This is a genomic window from Phormidesmis priestleyi BC1401 (assembly GCF_001650195.1).
GTDB classification, from domain to species: Bacteria; Cyanobacteriota; Cyanobacteriia; order Leptolyngbyales; family Leptolyngbyaceae; genus Phormidesmis_A; species Phormidesmis_A priestleyi_B.
Genome location: NZ_LXYR01000018.1, coordinates 38,114 through 56,952 on the forward strand (window position 1 = coordinate 38,114; position 18,839 = coordinate 56,952).

At 46.9% G+C, this 18,839-nt stretch carries 18 protein-coding genes; 13 read left to right on the forward strand and 5 right to left on the reverse strand.

From position 1 onward, the window contains the following. Positions 1-37 precede the first annotated feature (37 nt). Positions 38-631 (reverse strand): DUF4142 domain-containing protein, encoded by a 594-nt coding sequence (locus A8707_RS11790; RefSeq protein ID WP_068817179.1) that lies wholly within the window; start codon positions 629-631, stop codon positions 38-40. 324 nt (positions 632-955) lie between these two features. On the opposite strand from A8707_RS11790, the gene A8707_RS11795 reads away from it, so the two are divergent. Further along, positions 956-2,029 (forward strand): tetraprenyl-beta-curcumene synthase family protein, encoded by a 1,074-nt coding sequence (locus tag A8707_RS11795; RefSeq protein ID WP_068817182.1) that lies wholly within the window; start codon positions 956-958, stop codon positions 2,027-2,029. Positions 2,030-2,084: 55 nt separating this feature from the next. Continuing rightward, on the forward strand, positions 2,085-3,212 hold the full coding sequence (locus A8707_RS11800) for an FAD-dependent oxidoreductase (RefSeq protein ID WP_068817184.1): 1,128 nt from the start codon (positions 2,085-2,087) through the stop codon (positions 3,210-3,212). Positions 3,213-3,384: 172 nt separating this feature from the next. On the opposite strand, the gene A8707_RS11805 is transcribed toward A8707_RS11800, so the two are convergent. Beyond that, positions 3,385-3,717 (reverse strand): hypothetical protein, encoded by a 333-nt coding sequence (locus A8707_RS11805; RefSeq protein WP_068817186.1) that lies wholly within the window; start codon positions 3,715-3,717, stop codon positions 3,385-3,387. Between the two features lie 405 nt (positions 3,718-4,122). Further along, positions 4,123-4,767, reverse strand: coding sequence for a phosphatase PAP2 family protein (locus tag A8707_RS11810; protein WP_231948029.1), 645 nt, complete (start codon positions 4,765-4,767; stop codon positions 4,123-4,125). Positions 4,768-5,054: 287 nt separating this feature from the next. Here A8707_RS11810 and A8707_RS11820 point away from each other — a divergent pair, with 287 nt between their 5' ends. Together A8707_RS11820 and A8707_RS11825 are read left to right on the forward strand one after the other, a co-directional pair. Further along, positions 5,055-5,627, forward strand: coding sequence for a PepSY domain-containing protein (locus A8707_RS11820; protein ID WP_068817192.1), 573 nt, complete (start codon positions 5,055-5,057; stop codon positions 5,625-5,627). A gap of 431 nt (positions 5,628-6,058) precedes the next feature. Beyond that, positions 6,059-6,814 carry a COG4705 family protein gene (locus tag A8707_RS11825; RefSeq protein WP_068817194.1) on the forward strand — a complete coding sequence of 252 codons (756 nt, stop codon included), beginning with the start codon at positions 6,059-6,061 and terminating at the stop codon, positions 6,812-6,814. Positions 6,815-6,896: 82 nt separating this feature from the next. On the opposite strand, the gene A8707_RS11830 is transcribed toward A8707_RS11825, so the two are convergent. Both A8707_RS11830 and A8707_RS11835 read right to left on the reverse strand, forming a co-directional pair. Continuing rightward, entirely contained in the window at positions 6,897-8,195 is a 1,299-nt protein-coding gene (locus tag A8707_RS11830; RefSeq protein ID WP_068817197.1) for a sensor histidine kinase, read from the reverse strand. Positions 8,196-8,312: 117 nt separating this feature from the next. Beyond that, positions 8,313-8,987, reverse strand: coding sequence for a response regulator transcription factor (locus tag A8707_RS11835; RefSeq protein WP_068817199.1), 675 nt, complete (start codon positions 8,985-8,987; stop codon positions 8,313-8,315). Between the two features lie 382 nt (positions 8,988-9,369). Between A8707_RS11835 and A8707_RS11840 the strand changes: the two genes are divergently transcribed. The 9 genes from A8707_RS11840 (at position 9,370) to A8707_RS11875 (ending at position 18,839) form a co-directional block, all read left to right on the forward strand. After that, entirely contained in the window at positions 9,370-11,673 is a 2,304-nt protein-coding gene (locus tag A8707_RS11840) for an NACHT domain-containing protein (RefSeq protein WP_068817201.1), read from the forward strand. 191 nt (positions 11,674-11,864) lie between these two features. Beyond that, on the forward strand, positions 11,865-12,023 hold the full coding sequence (locus A8707_RS29055) for a hypothetical protein (protein ID WP_197484736.1): 159 nt from the start codon (positions 11,865-11,867) through the stop codon (positions 12,021-12,023). Positions 12,024-12,288: 265 nt separating this feature from the next. Continuing rightward, complete coding sequence (locus tag A8707_RS11845; protein WP_068817203.1) at positions 12,289-12,477, forward strand: hypothetical protein; 189 nt, start codon at positions 12,289-12,291, stop codon at positions 12,475-12,477. A 206-nt stretch (positions 12,478-12,683) separates the two neighbouring features. Next, positions 12,684-15,356 carry a magnesium-translocating P-type ATPase gene (gene mgtA / locus A8707_RS11850; protein WP_068817205.1) on the forward strand — a complete coding sequence of 891 codons (2,673 nt, stop codon included), beginning with the start codon at positions 12,684-12,686 and terminating at the stop codon, positions 15,354-15,356. 282 nt (positions 15,357-15,638) lie between these two features. Beyond that, positions 15,639-16,064 carry a hypothetical protein gene (locus A8707_RS11855; protein ID WP_068817207.1) on the forward strand — a complete coding sequence of 142 codons (426 nt, stop codon included), beginning with the start codon at positions 15,639-15,641 and terminating at the stop codon, positions 16,062-16,064. Between the two features lie 120 nt (positions 16,065-16,184). Then, positions 16,185-16,724: a general stress protein gene (locus A8707_RS11860; protein WP_068817210.1), complete on the forward strand. Its 540-nt coding sequence runs from the start codon at positions 16,185-16,187 to the stop codon at positions 16,722-16,724. A 65-nt stretch (positions 16,725-16,789) separates the two neighbouring features. Next, complete coding sequence (locus tag A8707_RS11865; protein WP_068817212.1) at positions 16,790-17,482, forward strand: BON domain-containing protein; 693 nt, start codon at positions 16,790-16,792, stop codon at positions 17,480-17,482. 161 nt (positions 17,483-17,643) lie between these two features. Continuing rightward, positions 17,644-17,997, forward strand: coding sequence for a DUF5335 family protein (locus tag A8707_RS11870; protein WP_068817214.1), 354 nt, complete (start codon positions 17,644-17,646; stop codon positions 17,995-17,997). Positions 17,998-18,245: 248 nt separating this feature from the next. Next, positions 18,246-18,839, forward strand: coding sequence for an HdeD family acid-resistance protein (locus A8707_RS11875; RefSeq protein WP_068817216.1), 594 nt, complete (start codon positions 18,246-18,248; stop codon positions 18,837-18,839).

Consider the following 18,839-nt stretch of genomic DNA (forward strand, 5'->3'; position numbering starts at 1 on the left):
CCCCTTAGTCAAGCCTCAACAGCGGGAAGTTAGGACTTCAACGGGTCATAGCTTGATGTCCAGCAAGAATATTTTCTGCCATTTTGTAATGCTCCGCCACGATCGGCAATATTTGGGTTGCAAATGCCTTTACGTCACTATCTCGTCCCTGTTTGAGTTCTTTCTGATAGATAGCTTCTGTCTTGGCATGTGCCTTAGCCTGCCCGTTCATATACGCCTGATCAAACTGAGTTCCAGATAGCTTTGTTAGTTGAGTCACTAAAGCTGTATTGGCTGCACCGAGAGTAGTCGGTAGCATGACCCCTTTTCGAGCCGCCAAGGGTTTGAGCTTACTGCTTGACTGCGTGTGATCCCTAATCATCATCTGCGCAAATTGCTTCACTTGAGAATTGCGAGAGCGCTGGAGGGCTAATTGGCTCGTCTTAATCTCCGTCATGTCACTTTGAGCTGCCTTTTGAACAAACTGTTGGTCGATCGCATTAAGTGAAGACCGAGTGGCTCGTGTCGAAGCGGACGAACTTTCTCGCATCGAATCGCCTTGAGCTAGAACAGAAGGTGACGAAGATAGAGCCGCAATACTGAGCACACAAGCCCCTAGCCAAAAAGAACGACAGAACTGAGTTGATTTCATAGTTGACCTGCTTCTCTGCAAAACTGAATGGGTTGACGACTTTAAGATCAAGTGGGCAGGGTGAATGCGTTGCTAAAGACAATAACACCTTGCACTGAGTGAACCATCCACCTTAAGAACGGTTCTGATTAGCAAAGCTTTTAAGACCGATCGGTCATAGTCGGAGTTTTGCAGGTGTCGTGGTGAGAGATTGCCGCCGACTGATCTGTGAGATGAAGCAACACTTCAGCAGCATCGTAGAGGTCGCAAATCAGCACTTGTGTAGAGGTAGAGTCCTCTGTCTATTCCTAATTTAGGACATACGTTGCTCATGATTGAACTACTTTGAAACTTACCCTCCCTGTCAATATTCCGACTTCTCCTTGGGCGCTTCTGTCAGAGACGCACTTCAAGGTTATCCCATCCGTTCGCGCTTACCTAAAAGACTGGAAACTGCAGGCAAGCCAAATTCCAAATTCAGAACTGCGGAAACAAGCGATCGCCAGCCTTGAAGCTAAACAGTTTCACTGTGAAGGGGGCGCGATTTACGGACTACTGGCGAAAAGAGATTGTCGAAAAGCAATCCGCTTTATTGTGGCTTATCAAACCATTAGTGACTATTTAGATAATTTGTGCGATCGCAGTAGTTCGCTAGACCCCGAAGATTTTCGGGCACTCCATGAATCTATCCTTCAGGCTTTAACGCCCGGTGCAGAATTGTCTAACTATTACCGATTCCGTGAGGACCAAGACGATGGCGGCTATCTCGAAAGTCTAGTTAGAACGTGTCAGAACGTTTTAGCTAACGTTCCGAATTACTCAAAAATTGCTCCAACGCTGCACGAGCTGGCAACCTATTACTGTGATTTGCAAGTTCACAAGCATGTCAAGGTCGAAGAGCGGATTCCCCGCTTAAAAGCCTGGTTTGCTTTATATCAAGATAAATTTCCTGACCTCAGTTGGTATGAGTTTTCTGCGTGCGCGGGGTCAACTTTGGGAATTTTTTGTCTCGTTGCTTACTCATTCAATCAGGAGTTTTCTGAAAGCTTCGCAGCCCAGATTAAAAACAGTTATTTCCCTTGGGTTCAAGGACTGCATATCTTGCTCGATTATTTGATTGACCAAGAGGAAGATCGAGTCAATGGCGACTTAAATTTCTGCTTTTATTATCCAAGCGAAGATGAGATGACAAAACGATTTCAGCATTTCATCAAAAAAGCCACTGAAAGCGTTTCTCAGCTACCCGATACGCGATTTCATCAGCTCATCAATCAGGCACTGTTAGGCGTTTATCTTTCAGACAAAAAGGTAAAGAGACAACAAAATGTTCAGGATGTTGCAAAGCGATTGATTCGATCGGGCGGCAGTCCTGCTGCTTTCTTCCTTCAAAATCGATTGGTTACGTCGCATTTGGTGTAGAGAAACAATCTCCGACTTTCACTCAAACTAAATTATTAGACAGGAAACCTCAATTATGGCTACTATTGCGGTGATAGGTGCAGGACCATCAGGATGTTCGGCAGGATATCATCTCGCCAAAAGTGGACATCAAGTCACCTTAATCGATAAAAATCGTTTTCCTAGAGACAAAGTATGTGGAGATGGAATTAGTCTTGAGTCTATTCAAGCCTTATCCACGATGGGAATTTATCCCCAAGATCTGAAGAAACTAATCGTTGATTATGCACCCGTTCATCGGTTTTTTCTAGGAGTTTCAAATCAAATTTCTCATAGTGAAGCGACAAGCTTAGAGGCATACTGCATTCCAAGATTTGTCTTTGATCAATTACTCTACGAAAAAGCGATTGATGTAGGATGTGTTCCTCTCACTCAAACGATTAGCAAAAAGGATGGGCACCTTCAGACTTTATCTAGAGAGTTTGATTATCTGATTGATGCCCGTGGTGTGTCTGCGGGAGAGGTGACTGCGATCGCAATTCGCTCTTACTGGAGCTTCGATCGTCAAGACTTATCCGAAGTAGACCTAACCGAAGCCCAAATCCATTTCGATCATCACTTGGGGGTGAATGGGTACGGTTGGATTTTTCCAGTCGCGACTCAGGGAGAAGTCGTCAAATTTAATGTCGGGGTCGGGGTCTGGATGGATGAGTACCAGAAAATCAATACGAATGTGATTCAGTTGTTTAAGGAGTTTATTCAAAGTAACAAACAAACGGCACATCTATTAAGTAAAGTCCTTCACCAGGAAACTCCTAAAGTGTATCCTCTAGCGACGGCTAAAAAAGGGAATCAAGTTGCAGATGGAAACATTCTTAAGATTGGAGACGCCGCTAATCTGACTGATCCTTTGACGGGTGAAGGGATTGCCAATGCAGTTCTTAGTGGGCTTTATGCTGCACAAGCGATTAACATGAGCCGTTCTCCAGAAATGGCAGCAGAGAATTGGCAATATCTCTATGAAGCTCGTTTTGAAGCAGATCTGCGTGCGGGTCTACGAATCAGAGCGTTTAGAAAATTCTCGTTTATGAACACGCTGCTGATTCGGGTGATGAAACACAATCCGCGGGTTGCCGCACAGGTGAGTCATGCGGTTGCAGGGTTAGTGCCCTATCACGAAGTTCTATCTTCTCTAAGATATTAAAAGCCCACAGCCACGGCATTTATAGGTCTAATTGCCGCGGCGAGTGGTGACATTTTTCTTGACATCTTCACAACCGCAGTTCGAGTATTGGAGTAGAGATATCGTTATCTACTTCGCAACCCTCACGTCAGAACGAAATTAGTGGAGTACCAGTTTATGTTTTGGCGGCTCTTCAGTCCCGGTTTGTTGCTTGTTTTCTCCTCGCTGATGCTCTATACCACAGCGAAAAACCAGCAACCGCCATGATTAAAAGCCCTAAAGCATTGAGAAAAGGATAAATAAATCCCAACTTCAGAGGACCAAAATTGCCTTTGTGGAGACTAAGTAACCAGTCAAATTGCTCTCCTTGACCTGCCAAGTCTGCGGCTTGATAAAGCGAGCCAGTTGTCAGGGTGAGAAGGAGAGGCAGGATCACAAAAGGCGCTAAAACATACTTGATATGACGGAGGCGACGGTCTGGGTTTTTTGAAGCAGGCTGGTTAGCAGGAAGTTGGTTAGATTGCATCGTTGAGACGTTTGGTTTGGGGATAGGACTAAAAACTGACCTAGAACCGTGTTGAACAAACAGTCCATTCACATCGTGCGTCAATTTGAGTATACAGGTTCGATCGTAAAATTGCCCTGAGATGAGCAATAGACAACATTCTTCCAAGGATGGAATTATTGCGCTTGTTCAGGATTCGTTGCCACACTGTCATTTTAATTCGTGGTCTCATAGCGATCGTACAGTCCTTTAGCTGCTGCCTCGCGGCTTGATCGAGCAGCGCGTGTGCTTACTCCATCGGCTTAAACGCCTGGTCTGAGATTTCTATACTGTCGATGTCTGTAATCACCAATGAGGTGGCAGATTCTTAGCATAGTGAAGGCACTCGATCGCGTTATTAATCTGCGATCTATTCTGCACTTACTCTCAAAATTTTAACAATCCGCCCATCTTTTTCTGAGTTTGCAGTTTCAGCAAAGTGATGCAGATCATTAGCCAGAGAAAGCCAACAGCATAACCTGCAACAATGTCGGTGAACCAATGAACGCCCAAATAGAGGCGACTGACCCCAATAGCAGTAATTAGAACGACTGCGAAACTGTAGATCCAGTGAGATAACTTTGGAAACTCGATCGCCAAAAGATGGGCGAGAAACCCATACAGAACCAAAGATCCCAAGGCATGACCGCTCGGAAAGCTAAACGACGTTTCAGGAATGAGCGGAGTCCAAAGCTGAGGGCGAGGTTTCGCAAAAAAGAGCTTTAGCCCCTGATTGAGAATGAGTGCGCCTAGACACGCGATCGTTAGGACTTTTGCCTCAGTTCGCTGCTGTCTCCATAGCAACAGCCCAAAACTCAGAGCAATGATCACGACCACACACTCAGGATCACCGAATCGAGTTAAGCTCACCATGACTCGATCGAGAACAGGGTTCGTCCACCGATGCACTTCTAGTAAAACGGTGGTATCGAATCCGAAGGCTTCTTTTTCTAAAACTTCTTGAAACAGCCAACTCAAGCCTAACAAAATGACTAAGCAAGCGAATAGAGCGATCGTACTGATCGCGGTCATTAGAGCTGCAAGAGGTTGGTTGATTCGACGAATCCAGAAATGAACCAGTTTTTGCATTTTGAAGGGCAAATTGGGAGAACGATCGCAGTATATCCAGTAAAAGTCAAGAACTTGAAAAGATACTCACCTTTTTCATTTCTAGCGATCGCTGGAAATTTTTTGTATCTGAAAGGCAAACCGATTGATTGGGGCAACAACTGGTTTAACCGTGTTCAAATCTTTCTAAGTTCTTGACTTTCAGTACCTACAGTGAAATGGCAAACCCACATAACAATAGATTTCACACCATGAAAACCTCAACCAAACTCATTTTGACTGCTGCTGCGATCAGCACATTCGGGATGGGTGTTCTAGCCAAGCTAGTGAATGCTACCCAGACCCAATCTCCTGTTGCAGCCATGCCCACTGCTCAAGTCGCAGAAAGGAGTGACGGAGATGGTGAAGTCAACCCCGCTACAGAAGCGCCGGAAGCTGCTCCCAAGTCTCAACTTCAAGCCAATTCAGCCCAAGTAGAGCCAGCGAACGGGAGGACTAGCGAAATGAGCGAGGGTGCTAAAGAACAGCAGGAGTCTAAAAAGCTGCAATCTCTTGCCAAAATTACCCCACAGCAGGCACAGCAGTCTGCTGAAATCGCCGCAAAAGGAAAAGCAACAAGCGTCAATCTAGAAAACGAAAACGGTGACCTGGTTTATGCCGTACTAATCGGACAGAACGAAGTCATCGTGGATGCAGGCAACGGTAAAGTTCTCGGTACAACCCCGCCGAACAGTGAGAATAACGAAAAGACCCAGTTCCGCAGCAGCATTCAAGTGTCTCAAGCGGCTGATGATGGCGATGGCGAAACCAACGACGACGGCTGATTGAAAATGCTGACAACTCAGTCCGCTAAACTGTCTAGCCATTCAGTTCCTCATCAGGGGCAGATTGAGCTGCTTTGATCTGAAGTTGATTGCCGCACCCTAGTAAAGAGAATTATCCCTTCAATTTCCTTTAGCTGAGGAGGTTGAAGGGATTCTCTATTAGACCTCCTGCACGAATCCTTTGCCCTCACCCTAGCCCTCTCCATAAGGAGAGGGAACAAGAGGTTCTAGCTCTCCCCAGAGAGAGAAGGGTTGGCGAGGGCTGTCCAGATTCATGCAGGAGATCTATTGAAAGAAAAGATGAATGGCAGACCCCTTCACAAGATTTGGGGCAGTACCTGGTCTTTCCAAGTTCTTGACTTTCACCCTTTAGAGTAAAGTCGCAAATTCAATCAAAGTTTAGCAGCCAGACAGCAACCTAGGAGCAACAAATGAACAAACTTCCCCAAATCACTGCATTCTTCTGGATCATGAAGATCTGTGCAACAACTCTAGGAGAAACGGCAGGAGACCTATTATCGATGACCCTCCAGGTAGGCTATGCAGTCAGTTCTACGATCCTGATCGGAGTCTTTTTGGCGACGCTTGTGGCTCAACTGGTGTCAAAACGCTATAACCCACTGCTTTATTGGGCTGTGATCCTAGCAACTAGTACAGCAGGAACAACAATGTCAGATTATATGGATCGCACGCTAGGGCTAGGCTACGCTACCGGGTCGATGATTTTAGTGACCATTCTCTTAGCAATTTTTGCGTTCTGGCACTTAAGTGTTGGGTCACTCTCGGTTAAAAACGTCAAGACACCCAAAGTTGAGCTACTGTATTGGACTGCCATTCTATTTTCAAATACGTTGGGGACTGCTTTAGGCGATTTCTTAGCCGATACGTCTGGACTTGGATTTGCAGGCGGGGCATTCCTCATTGCAAGTTTGCTTGCCTTGGTATTAGCAGCGCATTATTTCTCCAAAATCTCTGGGGTCTTATTGTTCTGGATTGCGTTTGTCCTCACCCGTCCGTTTGGTGCAACACTAGGAGATGTTTTGACCAAATCACACGAAAAAGGCGGACTTAATTTTGGGACAGTTGGCTCGTCGATCGTCCTTGTATCAATTCTGGGAGTCTGTATTCTATTCACTACTCTAAGGCAGAAAAAACTGACCGTAGCTGGCAGTTCTAATCATGAATGATACTCAGTTCAGTACATTCTCAACAGTTCCAATTTCTACCCAACAAACCGATTGATTTTACCAACACACTGGCGATGAAGCACTACGTTAGATGGGCTTGATCATCGCCAGTATTTGCAGACGGAGGTTTTACAAATTTAACCATTCCTGTCATCGCTGTTAACTGCACGGTGAAGCAACTACCAGCCCCAACTTGACTGCTGACGCTGATTGTTGCGCCGTGACTTTGGGCGATCGAGCGGGCGATCGCTAACCCCAATCCAGATCCACCTTCCCAATGAGCGCGAGACTGATCCGCCCGCCAAAATCGGTCAAACACTCGCGCCAAATTTTCTGAAGCAATGCCAATTCCGGTATCGTTTACGTCAACCAAAAGAGTTTGCCCGGTGCGGCTTAACTTTATTTCGACTCTTCCCTCTGCTAACGTGTAGTGCAACGCATTGATGATTAGATTTGTGAATAATCGAGTGAGTTGTGCAACATCGCCTAATACCCACGAAGACTGAGCTAAGTGAGCGTGTAAGATAATTTGTTTTGCGTGGGCTTGAGGCTGATATCGCTCGACTAACTGCTCCAAAATTGCTGTTAAGTTGACGGGCTGGAAATTGGGGTTTGCCGCTTGATCAGTCCGCGCTAGTAGCAACAAATCTTCAGTGAGATCAGTCATTTGATGGGTCGCACTGGCGATCGCTTCAAACTTTTCAACATCAGTTGGGCGCATTCCATCTGAATATTTCAACGCAACAGATACATTGCTTTTAATCGCCATCAACGGACTCCGCAACTCGTGGGAAGCATCCGCCGTGAACTGTTTCAACCGTTGAAAACTTTCCTCGATCGGGTACATGGCTTGACGAGTCAGCCAAACCCCGCCAATACCACTGAGAATCAACGCCATCACAATTCCGCTGCCTAAACCCCAGTCCAGCTTTCGCAGATTTTCATCCAACTCTTCGAGCGACTGACTGGCTCTGACATACCCTAGTTTTCGGTGATCATCGCCGCTAACAATAGGCAACGTGACTGATTGAATCCGAGGTTTCGATAGCTGAACTTGCAGCGCTTCAAGGCTCGAAAACGGTAAGGTTGAAATGGCTTTTCCCTGTTGAGCAATTAACTGTTCCTGAAGATCAAACCACTGCAATGCTTGACCTCGCGCAATGAGATCTTTAACAGGAATGTCCTTCCCGACTTCTAGCTGACCGTGGTTAAATTCTGCACTGGTTGCGGCTCCTTGTCCCAATGTTGTCAATTCATCGGTGAGTTGTTGCTTGAGACTATGTGCATAGACAAGCCGAACGGCGAGCGCAAACGTTCCTAAGATCGAGGCGAGAACGATCAGGTAAGAAATCAGCAGCCGATTTTGAATCTGCTTAAACACAACGTTTGAAATCAATAAAAATCAGTGACTCATATCGCTCGATCGCTGCAACCATTAAACGGTTTCGTCCACGATGGAGAAACAAGACCAAGAACTCGGAAAGATGAGTGCGATCAATCAAACTGAATGGAGCCGATAACCGAGACCATACACTGTTTCAATCAAATTTTCTGGGCTTCCGGCACCTTTTAGCTTGCGACGCAGGTTTGTAATGTGGGTTTTAATCGTGTCTTCGCCAGAAGATTTATCAAACTCCCACAACCGATCTAAAAGCGCTGAACGGGTTAAAACCTGGGTGGGAGTTCGCAAAAAACACTCTAAAATCATGTATTCTCTGGGAGTCAATGCCAAGGGCACTCGTGCATAGGTGACGTTATAGGTGCTAGGGTCAAGCTCTAACTGACCATAAATCAACGTGGTCGCTCTGGTTTCTGGACTTCTTCGCGACAGTGCTCTGATGCGCGCGGCTAATTCTTCTAGTTCAAAGGGTTTAACCAGATAGTCATCAGCCCCAGCATCCAATCCAATGATCTTATCGCTCGTGGTGTCGCGTGCGGTCAACATCAGAATCAGCGCCTGAGATTTGGCAGCCCGCAGACGTTTGCAGAGGCTAATGCCGTCTAATTTAGGCAGCATTAAGTCTAGCAAAATTAGATCATAAACGACTCCTTGAGCGGCTTCCCATCCCGCCAAGCCATCCTTTGCAATATCTACAACGTGGTGCTGATATCTGAGATCTTCGGCTAAAGGCGTGGCAATTCGGGTATCGTCTTCAACTAATAAAATTCTCATCGATCGTGCAAGGCAACTCAGGCTTCAGTCTAGATTATCGCGATTAGCGCCTTGTGCAACTCTAAAGGAATCGCTAGGCATCATCAACAGCAGAACGCGCGATCGCATAGATGTGGAGAAGCAAGTTCTATCCCACTCTGAAAAGCAGCTCGACTAAGACAAAAGTCCCCGATAGGTCGTTGCTCACGATTTAAGCCTTAGTTCTGACACTTTTCATCATCTTGTAGAGTAGGCTGGTGTTTGATTTAGATCGTTTGTCAATGCGTAAGTTCTAGAGATGTATAACTTCAGGCGCATATCACTAACTTAGAAAAGGCTCTAGAGTCGAAAGTGTGCAGGTAGTGTTTGAATTCTTAACCTTTTAGACCACGAGGGTCGTCTCATGGTCAAGCGATCGCTTCAATCTTCTCTTTCTGGAATTCAACAGACTAAACGAGCGTTTGCCCTGAAGGGGTGGACGCAGGATAACCTGGCAGGGGAGGTCAACTTAAAGACTCGTCAACCCATCTGGCGGTTTTTCACTGGGCAGTCGGTCGATCGCCAAATTTTTACAGCCATTTGTGTTGTTTTAGACTTGGATTGGCGAGACATTGCCATCGATCCCCCCGCTGAATTTCCTGAGCTTCAAAAGCAGGTGGGCGATCTCGCGATCGAGAGTCTGGTGCAGCAGGTGCGATCGCAGCGTCAGGCTAAAATTCAAGACCAGTGCGGCAGCTTGCAGTTGCTAGATATCAGCCATCCCGTCAGCATTGATGATATCTATATTGATGTCAATATTTTAGAAGCGATCGCGAGTCAGCAGCGGCTAGAAGTCGCCAACCTCGAAACCTTGCAACCGGAAGCGGTCGATCGCATGGGCTTGGGTGAGGTTGACCAACGCCAGGTTTCAGGAATGCGAGCCGTTGAAACCTACCCCAAACTCAGAGTATTGGGCAAACCAGGAGCCGGAAAGACGACCTTTCTACAACACCTTGCCATTCAGTGTAGCCAGGGCGCGTTTGAGGCGACGCGGGTGCCGATCTTCGTCACGCTGAGACATTTTGTAGAAGAGTCTGCCAGCGGTGAATTCAGCTTGTTAAACTACCTACAGCAAGAATTTCTCATTGATGGCATCACTGACCCGACCATAATAGAAACCTTGCTCAAAGCCGGACGGGTGCTGCTGTTGTTGGATGGGCTGGATGAAGTTCTGCACCAGGAGAGCATTGCGGTCTTGAGAGAAATTCGCCGCTTTTCAGACAAATATCACAAAAATCGAGTTGTGACGACCTGCCGCACTGCCGCCCAAAAGTTCAGTCTGCGAGGCTTCACCGATGTGGAGATCGCTCCGTTTACGCAGGCACAAATCAACGCCTTCGCGCAGAAATGGTTTGTGGCATTTACCAAAACCACCGCTCAGGCAGGAGCGATGCAGTCCTCTCAGTTTATCCAGAAGCTAGACCTCCCGGAAAACTGGCAGTTTCGTCAGCTAGTGGTTAATCCGCTGTTTCTGCACCTTGCCTGTTGGGTGTTTTATGGTCAGAGCAGGTTCCCGACCAAGCGCAGCGAGTTTTATAAGGAAGGGCTAGATTTGCTGTTAGGCAAATGGGATGAAGCCAGAGGGGTCGAACGCGATGAAGTTTATCGGGGGTTTTTGTTGCCCCAAAAGCTGAAGCTGTTGAGCCAGCTTGCCGCGGTCACCTTTGATCAGGGTCAGTATTTTTTTGAGCAGCGAGTGGTGGAGCAACACATTGAGGACTATATCCGGCATCTGCCCAATGCTTCAACCGACGATGAAGAACTGCACCTCGAAAGTGAATCGGTGCTGAAGGCGATCGAGTCTCAACACGGCTTGCTGACCGAACGCGCACGGGGCATTTTTTCGTTTTCCTATCTAGCGTTTCAAGAATATTTTACAGCGCGAAATATCGTTGCGAGTCATAACCTTCAGTCGTTAGAGCAGGCATTGGGTGGGCTGGTGAGTCACCTGACAGACCCGCACTGGCACGAAATCTTTTTGTTGACCGCTTCGATGTTGCGGAGTGCCGACTCACTGATGCAGTTGATGAAACAGCAGATTGATGCGTTGGTTGCCCAAGATCCCTATCTGCAAGAGTTTTTGCGGTGGGCAAGCCAAAAATCGAAGCTCCCAGTCGAAACCAGAGAGGCAACGGTGCGAGCCTTTCATCTAGCGATGGCTCAAACGCCGCACAAAGCGGCTAACTTTGCGCTCGCCTGCACCCTCGACCAGGGGATGTTTTTGGATATTGCCTTAGATGACCTGCTGGTGGAGTGTACGATCGATCAAAGTCCAGATTTTGCCCATGCTCATCTATGCGTCGATTCACTCAGCAATATTTTGGGGATTGTACTGGATGCTGGGTTTCACAAATCTCTGCAACAACTCCAAGAGCAATTGCCGCTCGAACAAAACCAGGCATGGTTTCAGAGTTGGTGGCAGGCACACTACACCGCCTGGTCAGAGCAGCTTAAGACCACGATCGCTCACTATCGACGGCTTGATCAAGACTGGCAGTTTAGCCCAGACCAACAGCAAGTCCTGCAACGCTACTACGCCGCCAATCAACTCCTGCTCGATTGTCTACACAGCGATTGTGAAGTGACAGCCCCGATTCGAGCGGAAATTGAAGCCACTTTATTGCTGCCTCAACAAGAACTCGAAGCGAGAGAATGGCACGAGTGCTGAAGCAACCGCTATTGCTGTAAAGAATTGTAAGCTCCTTAATCAACTTATACAAATCAAACATCGACTCGTCCTTTGTGGATACACGAACTCAAACGTGAGGTGAGTATTGTAGTGAGAGGAAGAGTGTTTGAGCTAACGGTGACTTTTGAGAAAAAGACGATTCGACAACTTAATTTATCAAGGAGCGTCAGATGAACGATTTGCTAACCCGTTCAATCTTGCGATCGAGCCACTCAGCCCTCGATCGCAGCCAGCAGGGTTTGGGTACATCCTCGATCGAAGACCTCATGAGCAGTCATCACATCTGTCTCTGTTGTTCTACTGTTTTACTTCGACATATGCGTAATTGAGTGGACTTTATTGGCATTGTCGTTCTTGCCATGCAGAGATGCCTATCTGATGAGCACCTATCAACAACAGTTTTCAGACTCAACAATTTTGAATGAGAGGTCAGTATGTCGTTTGAGTTGATCAACCTAACATTGCCATTGGTGATCCAAGAAATCGAGGATGTTTTAGACGAGTATCCTGAACATCCCTATCAGTCAGCTTTTTCGATGCATGAATTTCGGCAAAAGCTGATTGCTCACGTTCTCAGTCAAGTTCCTAACCAGTATGCGATTGCAGGAGAACAAACTCCCGCAAGAAAACCCAGTTCTCGACATTCCTCTCTTTTTAGCGGAGCGAATGTATCTAGAAACCGTCGTTCGAGGGAGTATCTTGCACATTCTGAGAGAAAATGCCGATCGACTGACTGATGCCTTTCTGCAAAAGAAACACTTAGAGCCTACGATTTCCCGTTGATTCTGTCGAAATAACGCGATGGTTGCATCCTGAACTACAGAGAAAGAAAATGGCGATAGTCATAGCTTTTGCCGCTTGGAACTGACAACGCCCAACCATGCGATAGCAGCTACAGAAAGATTGCGATCGTGGTTCCTTTCAATTAGATAGCTTTATCACAACAGTGATCTGAAACGTCAATTTCACCAGCCAAAGACAATGATTTTATGAAGCAATTAAGTCAGGGTGCTAATACATCCAAAAAGCCTGAAACGAAATCTAGCTCTTCTGCCGATTCATCCCAAGCTCTGCTCGATATTGCTCAGCGTGATGTGGATGGAGTGCTGAAATTATTCGATACCTCGCTGGAGGGGCTGAGTGAGACTGAAGCCAAGCGGAGATTAGAGAAATCTGGGCTGAATGAGATCGCCCGCGAAAAACCGATCGCGTGGTATGTCCAACTGCTGAAGACAGTGACGAATCCCCTCTCACTTTTACTGATCGTTCTGGCGACAGTTTCACTGTTAACTGGGAGTCCGATCGCCGCCCTGATCATTTTTATCATGGTAATTTTTGGTGGGCTGCTGCGCTTTTCGCAAGAATTTCAGTCGAACAAAGCCGCCGAAAAACTGCGGGCAATGGTGAGCACAACAGCAACGGTGAGCCGTAAGGATGCCAATCAAGAGGCTGCACCGAAAGAAAAGGGAATCACAGCCGGAAAAGAAATTGCGGTGAAGCTGTTGGTGCCCGGTGATGTCATCTTTCTTTCAGCAGGAGATATGATTCCAGCCGATGTCAGACTGATTGCTGCAAAAGATTTATTCCTCAGTCAGTCAACCCTCACTGGGGAATCTCTACCCGCCGAAAAACACGCAGAACTCCCCGATGACAAGGAGAAGAACCCACTGGAGCTAGTGAATCTCTGTTTCATGGGCACTTCGGTCGTCAGTGGTTCTGGAACAGCCGTTGTCGCCGAAACGGGGAGTCATACGTATCTAGCATCCCTGGCTAAGACCGTCAGCGGACGCAGAGCACGAACAAGCTTTGATAAAGGTGTGAATGGCGTGACCATGCTGCTGTTGCGCTTTATGCTGATCATGGCTCCCCTCGTCTTTTTGATCAATGGAGTGCTTAAAGGCAATTGGATCGAGGCATTCACATTCGGTCTATCGGTGGCGGTGGGATTGGCTCCAGAAATGTTGCCTGTGATTGTCACAGCAAATCTGGCGAAGGGGGCGATCACCATGTCTAACAAAAAGGTGATTGTCAAAAACATTGATGCGATTCAAGACTTTGGCTCCATGAATATTCTTTGTACCGATAAAACAGGCACCCTGACCCAAGACAAAATCGTTTTGCAGAGGCACCTAGATCCCTATGGTCAAGAGAGTGTAGAGGTACTTAAGTATGCCTATCTCAACAGCTTTTACCAGACTGGCTTGAAAAATTTGTTAGATGTCGCTGTCCTCGATCGCAGTCAAGAACTTAAAGCGTTAGACATTGAAACAAACTACCAGAAATTTGATGAAATTCCGTTTGACTTTGTGCGTCGTCGGATGTCTGTCGTCGTTGAAGAAACGGGAAAACAGCATGTGCTGATTTGCAAAGGTGCCGTTGAGGAAGTCCTCAAAGTCTGTACTCAACTCAAAGTCAATGACAAGGTTTTGCCAATGGATGAGTCAGTCCATACCAAGGTGGCTGACTTACAACAAAAACTAAACTCTGAAGGGTTACGGGTCATTGCAGTTGCCTACAAAGTAATGCCACCGGAGCAAGCACATTACGCCATTACTGATGAAAGTGATTTAGTGCTGTTGGGCAATATTGCCTTTCTTGATCCGCCTAAAGATTCCGCTGCCCAAGCGATTAAAGCCCTGAAGGGACATGGAGTGGATGTAAAAATCATCACTGGAGACAATGAGATTATTACTCGTAAAATTTGCAGAGATGTGGGGATGCCCGTTCAAAATGTCTTACTCGGTAGCGATATTGAATCCCTATCTGATGATGAATTAGCCAAGGTTGCTGCAACCACAACCATTTTTGCTAAATTCTCTCCCACGCAAAAAGCCAAGGTGATTCAGGTACTGCGGAAAAAAGGCAACATTGTTGGATACATGGGAGACGGCATCAATGATGCGGCGGCTTTGCGAGAGGCAGATGTGGGCATCTCAGTTGATACAGCAGTCGATATTGCGAAAGAGTCGGCAGACATCATTTTGCTCGAAAAAAACTTGCTGATCCTAGAATCTGGAGTACTCGAAGGTCGTAAGACGTTTGCCAACATCATCAAATATATCAGAATGGGCACTAGCTCTAACTTTGGTAATATGTTTAGCGTCTTGGGTGCGAGTGCGCTGCTGCCCTTTTTACCCATGCAGCCCGTGCAGATCTTAATCAATAATCTCCTCTACGACTTCTCGCAAACAGGAATCCCTTTCGACCATGTGGATCAAGAATCCTTAGTCAAGCCGCCAACGTGGAAAATTGAGAATATCCGGCGATTTATGATCTTCATCGGTCCAATTAGCTCCATTTTTGACTATGCCACCTATGCCCTGATGTGGTTTGTATTTGGGGCAACCTCTGTAGAGCATCAAGCATTGTTCCAAACGGGTTGGTTCGTGGAAAGCCTGATGACTCAAACACTGATTGTCCATGTCATTCGCACAGCAAAGGTGCCTTTTTTCCAGAGCCGGGCTTCTCTACCCATGCTGCTGATCACCGCTACGGTGATGGGAGTTGGCATGTATTTACCCTTTTCGCCGATCGCCGCCAGTTTAGGGTTTGTGCCCTTACCAGCCGTTTATTTCCTCTGGCTAGGCTTCATCCTCACTTGCTATTGCGTCTTGACTCAACTTGTCAAAACTTGGTTCATCAAGAAATATGGCTATACCTAAAGTTATTCAAATGCAAAGCCACTAGCTGACGGCAATAATCTGGTTTCACAGGATAATTCACAAAGGTTGGTAGCAAGAGAATGATGTTTCTGCAAGCGTTTGACTGGTGTATGAGTTGTATAAATTCTAACTAAAACGTTCAAAAGGTAGAGGTCATCTTGAACAGCTTCTGCAACCATTCAATCAGAGGTAGAAGCAATTCAGGCTGAGTATCTAATCGAAACTCGGCGCGGATACAGCCAAGCTTTAGAAGATCAACATACCTTGACCGGAGGAATCATTATGAGTGTTGCGATCGACAATTTCACTAAAAAGCTTCACGATAATTTAGAAGCGATCGAGGATCGGGCGAAATCGCTGAGGAAAAGCATTCGATCTGCACCAGAAAAGACTCAAGCTGAAATTCAAGAAAAACTGGATAAAGCGAAGGCAAACCTAGATGGTAAGAAGCAAGAGTTCGATGCGTATCGGGCAAAGCTGAAGACTCAATTTGAGGCAAAAGAGTCTGAGGTGAAGTCGCAAGTTGATGAATGGAAAGCCAGTCGCGAAGTCAAGAAGCTCAACCATCGAGCTGATCATGCTGAAGACTATGCTGATACGGCAATCTTTTTAGCGATGGCGATGATGGAAGAAGCAGAAGAAGCAACTCTAGCAGCGGTAGCCGCCAGACAGGATGCTGAGACGGCTGCGGGGACTCCGAAGAAGTAAGACACGAGTGCAGAAGGTAAGAAGTATGAGGAACATTGCTTTTTACCCTCTGCTTTTCTCGCTAGAGCGAACTTATCAGAGAAATGTCGAAGTAGATCAAACAAACTTGTGGACACACTCATGACACATACGCATACGGTCGTAGCTCATCTTCCTTCTCACATGGAAGCAGAAAGGGTTGTCTTAGAACTACAAAAAGAAGGCTTCGATTTACAAAAGCTTTCGATCCTTGGTAAGGACTATCAAACTACTGAACATGTGCGCGGCTTTCTCACCTGGAAAGATACAGCCAAGGCTGGTGCTACAGGAGGGGGTTACTGGGGAAGCTTTGTGGGTGGCTTGTTTGGTATTTTGGCGGGGGCTGGAGTGGTCTTTATCCCTGGCATGGCTCCGATCGTAGTTGCGGGTCCTATTGCCGGAGTGCTAGCAGGGTGGTTGGAAGGTACGCTGGTCGGTGGCGTTGGTACTGCTGCTGTCGGAGGACTGGCGGGTGCTTTGGGAGGATTGGGCATCCCGAAACACGAGGTGCTGAAGTATGAAACTCAAGTTCAAGCGGGCGAGTTTATCATCCTGGTGACGGGTAGCGATGAGGATGTCCGTCAGGCAAAGCAAATGCTCGACAGAATCAGTCATGAAATCAGCCCGTCGGTTGCTGTCTGAGGTTTTGCCCGAACAGCTACAGATTGACCTAACACAGAACACTCGTAAACTAAAGGACAAAGACGATGATCAGCACGATCGAGAAGACTGATATGGAACTCAAGACAGATGTGCTTTCTGAACTGGAATATGAGCCAGGTGTGAAGGTTTCAGACATCGGTGTCTTGGTAAAAGATGGCACCGTGACACTCAATGGCTATGCAGACAACTACAGCGAGAAATGGGAAGCTGTGCGTGCCGTAAAACGGATTGCTGGAGTGAAAGCGATCGCAGACGATATCGAAATCAAGCTGCTTCATCCTCTACTGCATACAGACGGAGACATTGCCGCCGCCGCTGCACAGCACATTGAGTGGAGCAGTTTAATTCCAGCAGAAAGCATTGTGGTCACGGTGCGTGAAGGCTGGCTCACGCTGGATGGCGAAGTGGAGTGGCGCTATCAGAAGAACACTGCCGAAAATGTCGTGCGGCATTTGTCAGGTGTCAAAGGAGTGTCTAATCTAATCTCAATCAAACCACAGCCAATGACAACGGCGGTCGAAACGGCAGTCGAGGCGGCGATCAAATCAGCCTTCAAACGCAGCGCTCTAGTAGATGCCAAGAAGATCCAAGTGGAGGCTGTTGGAGGAGAGGTGACACTCCGTGGCAACGTTCTGAACTTTGCCGAACTAGAGGAAGCCGAACGAGCCGCTTGGGCAGCACCAGGAGTATTTTTGGTGAACAATCAGCTCACGGTGAAGTGGTTTTCTGCGGAGTAGCGCTAGATTCACTACTCTCAACAAGGAACCCAAGTACTAGCTTAAACGGTCGCATGGACATCTCTACCCTGACCGTTTAATTTTCTTTTTCGTGCCACATTTGACTGAATGGCTACTTCATAAACTTAGTTGTATTCGATAGTTTTTTATCAGGAGTCGTAATGGTCAGCAAAATTGAGTTAACCAAATCTTTGCCGCGTGAGCGATGGGGTGAGTTTTTTGATCAGTTTTCCGATGGTAATCGGGGACGGTACATCTCGATCGAAAGCATCAGTTTAGAACTCGGTGATGAAGAACTGATTCAGAACGCACCTTTGATGGCAATCGTTTACGATCGCCCTGGCAAAGGGGATGATTTGGTGATTGAAGTGGGTAAAGATGAAGTGACTTACGCTCACACGATCGATGCACCCACTGACGTTTCAACGGGGCAAAGCTCAAACGGTCAGATGATAGCGCTTTGGATCGGTGATGCTGCTGGAACAAAAACCTTGATCAAACTGCAAGCCGATTGAACGATAGCTTGACGATAATCGCGATCGCTGTTTCCACACAGTTTATCACTGAGCAAAAAGATGGAGCTAGAGCATAAGACTGCTGCTAGTGTATCGCCTGATCCTGATGCCGCAGTCTCTGAAAGTCAATTCCTTTAGCATCGAACGATCGAGCAGTTGGAAAAAGGCGTTCAAGAGCGGGGTATCTACAAAGTGCTTTGATGTTGACCGCTTCACTTAAATTATCGCCCCTCTAAAAGGAGAGCCACATGAGAATTACTGAGCCTAGAATTGATGAGCAAGTTGTTAGTTCTAAGTGGACAACCACGATCGCGGTTCTGATGATCGTATTGGGAATTATTGCGATCGTCTTTCCGTTCTTTGCCAGCATTGCTTCAACTTTGGTGTTTGGCTGGGTTTTTATCCTGGCAGGCGTTGTTCAAATTGTTTATGCCTTTCAATCGAGAGGTGCAGGTCAAGTCGTCTGGAAGCTTATTCTCGGTGGTTTGTACCTCTTCTCTGGCATTTTCGTAGTCGCAAATCCGCTCAAAGGGGTGCTCGCGTTTACGATAGTGCTGGGCGTGACCATCTTTGTGCAAGGCATCATTCAAGTGTCGATCGCGTTTCGAATGCGTCGAACTGCACCGAGATGGGGCTGGATGCTGGCAAGCGGCATCATCGGCATCATTTTCGGTATCGTCATTTGGTCGAGTCTTCCCTATAGTGCCGTTTGGCTTATTGGTACTTTGATCGGTGTCAATCTTCTGTTCGATGGCGTTTGGATGCTTACGTTGCACTCAGGACAGCGACGTGCTTTAAGTGATCCAGATTCAAGCATTGCCCACTCAAGCAAAGAACTATAG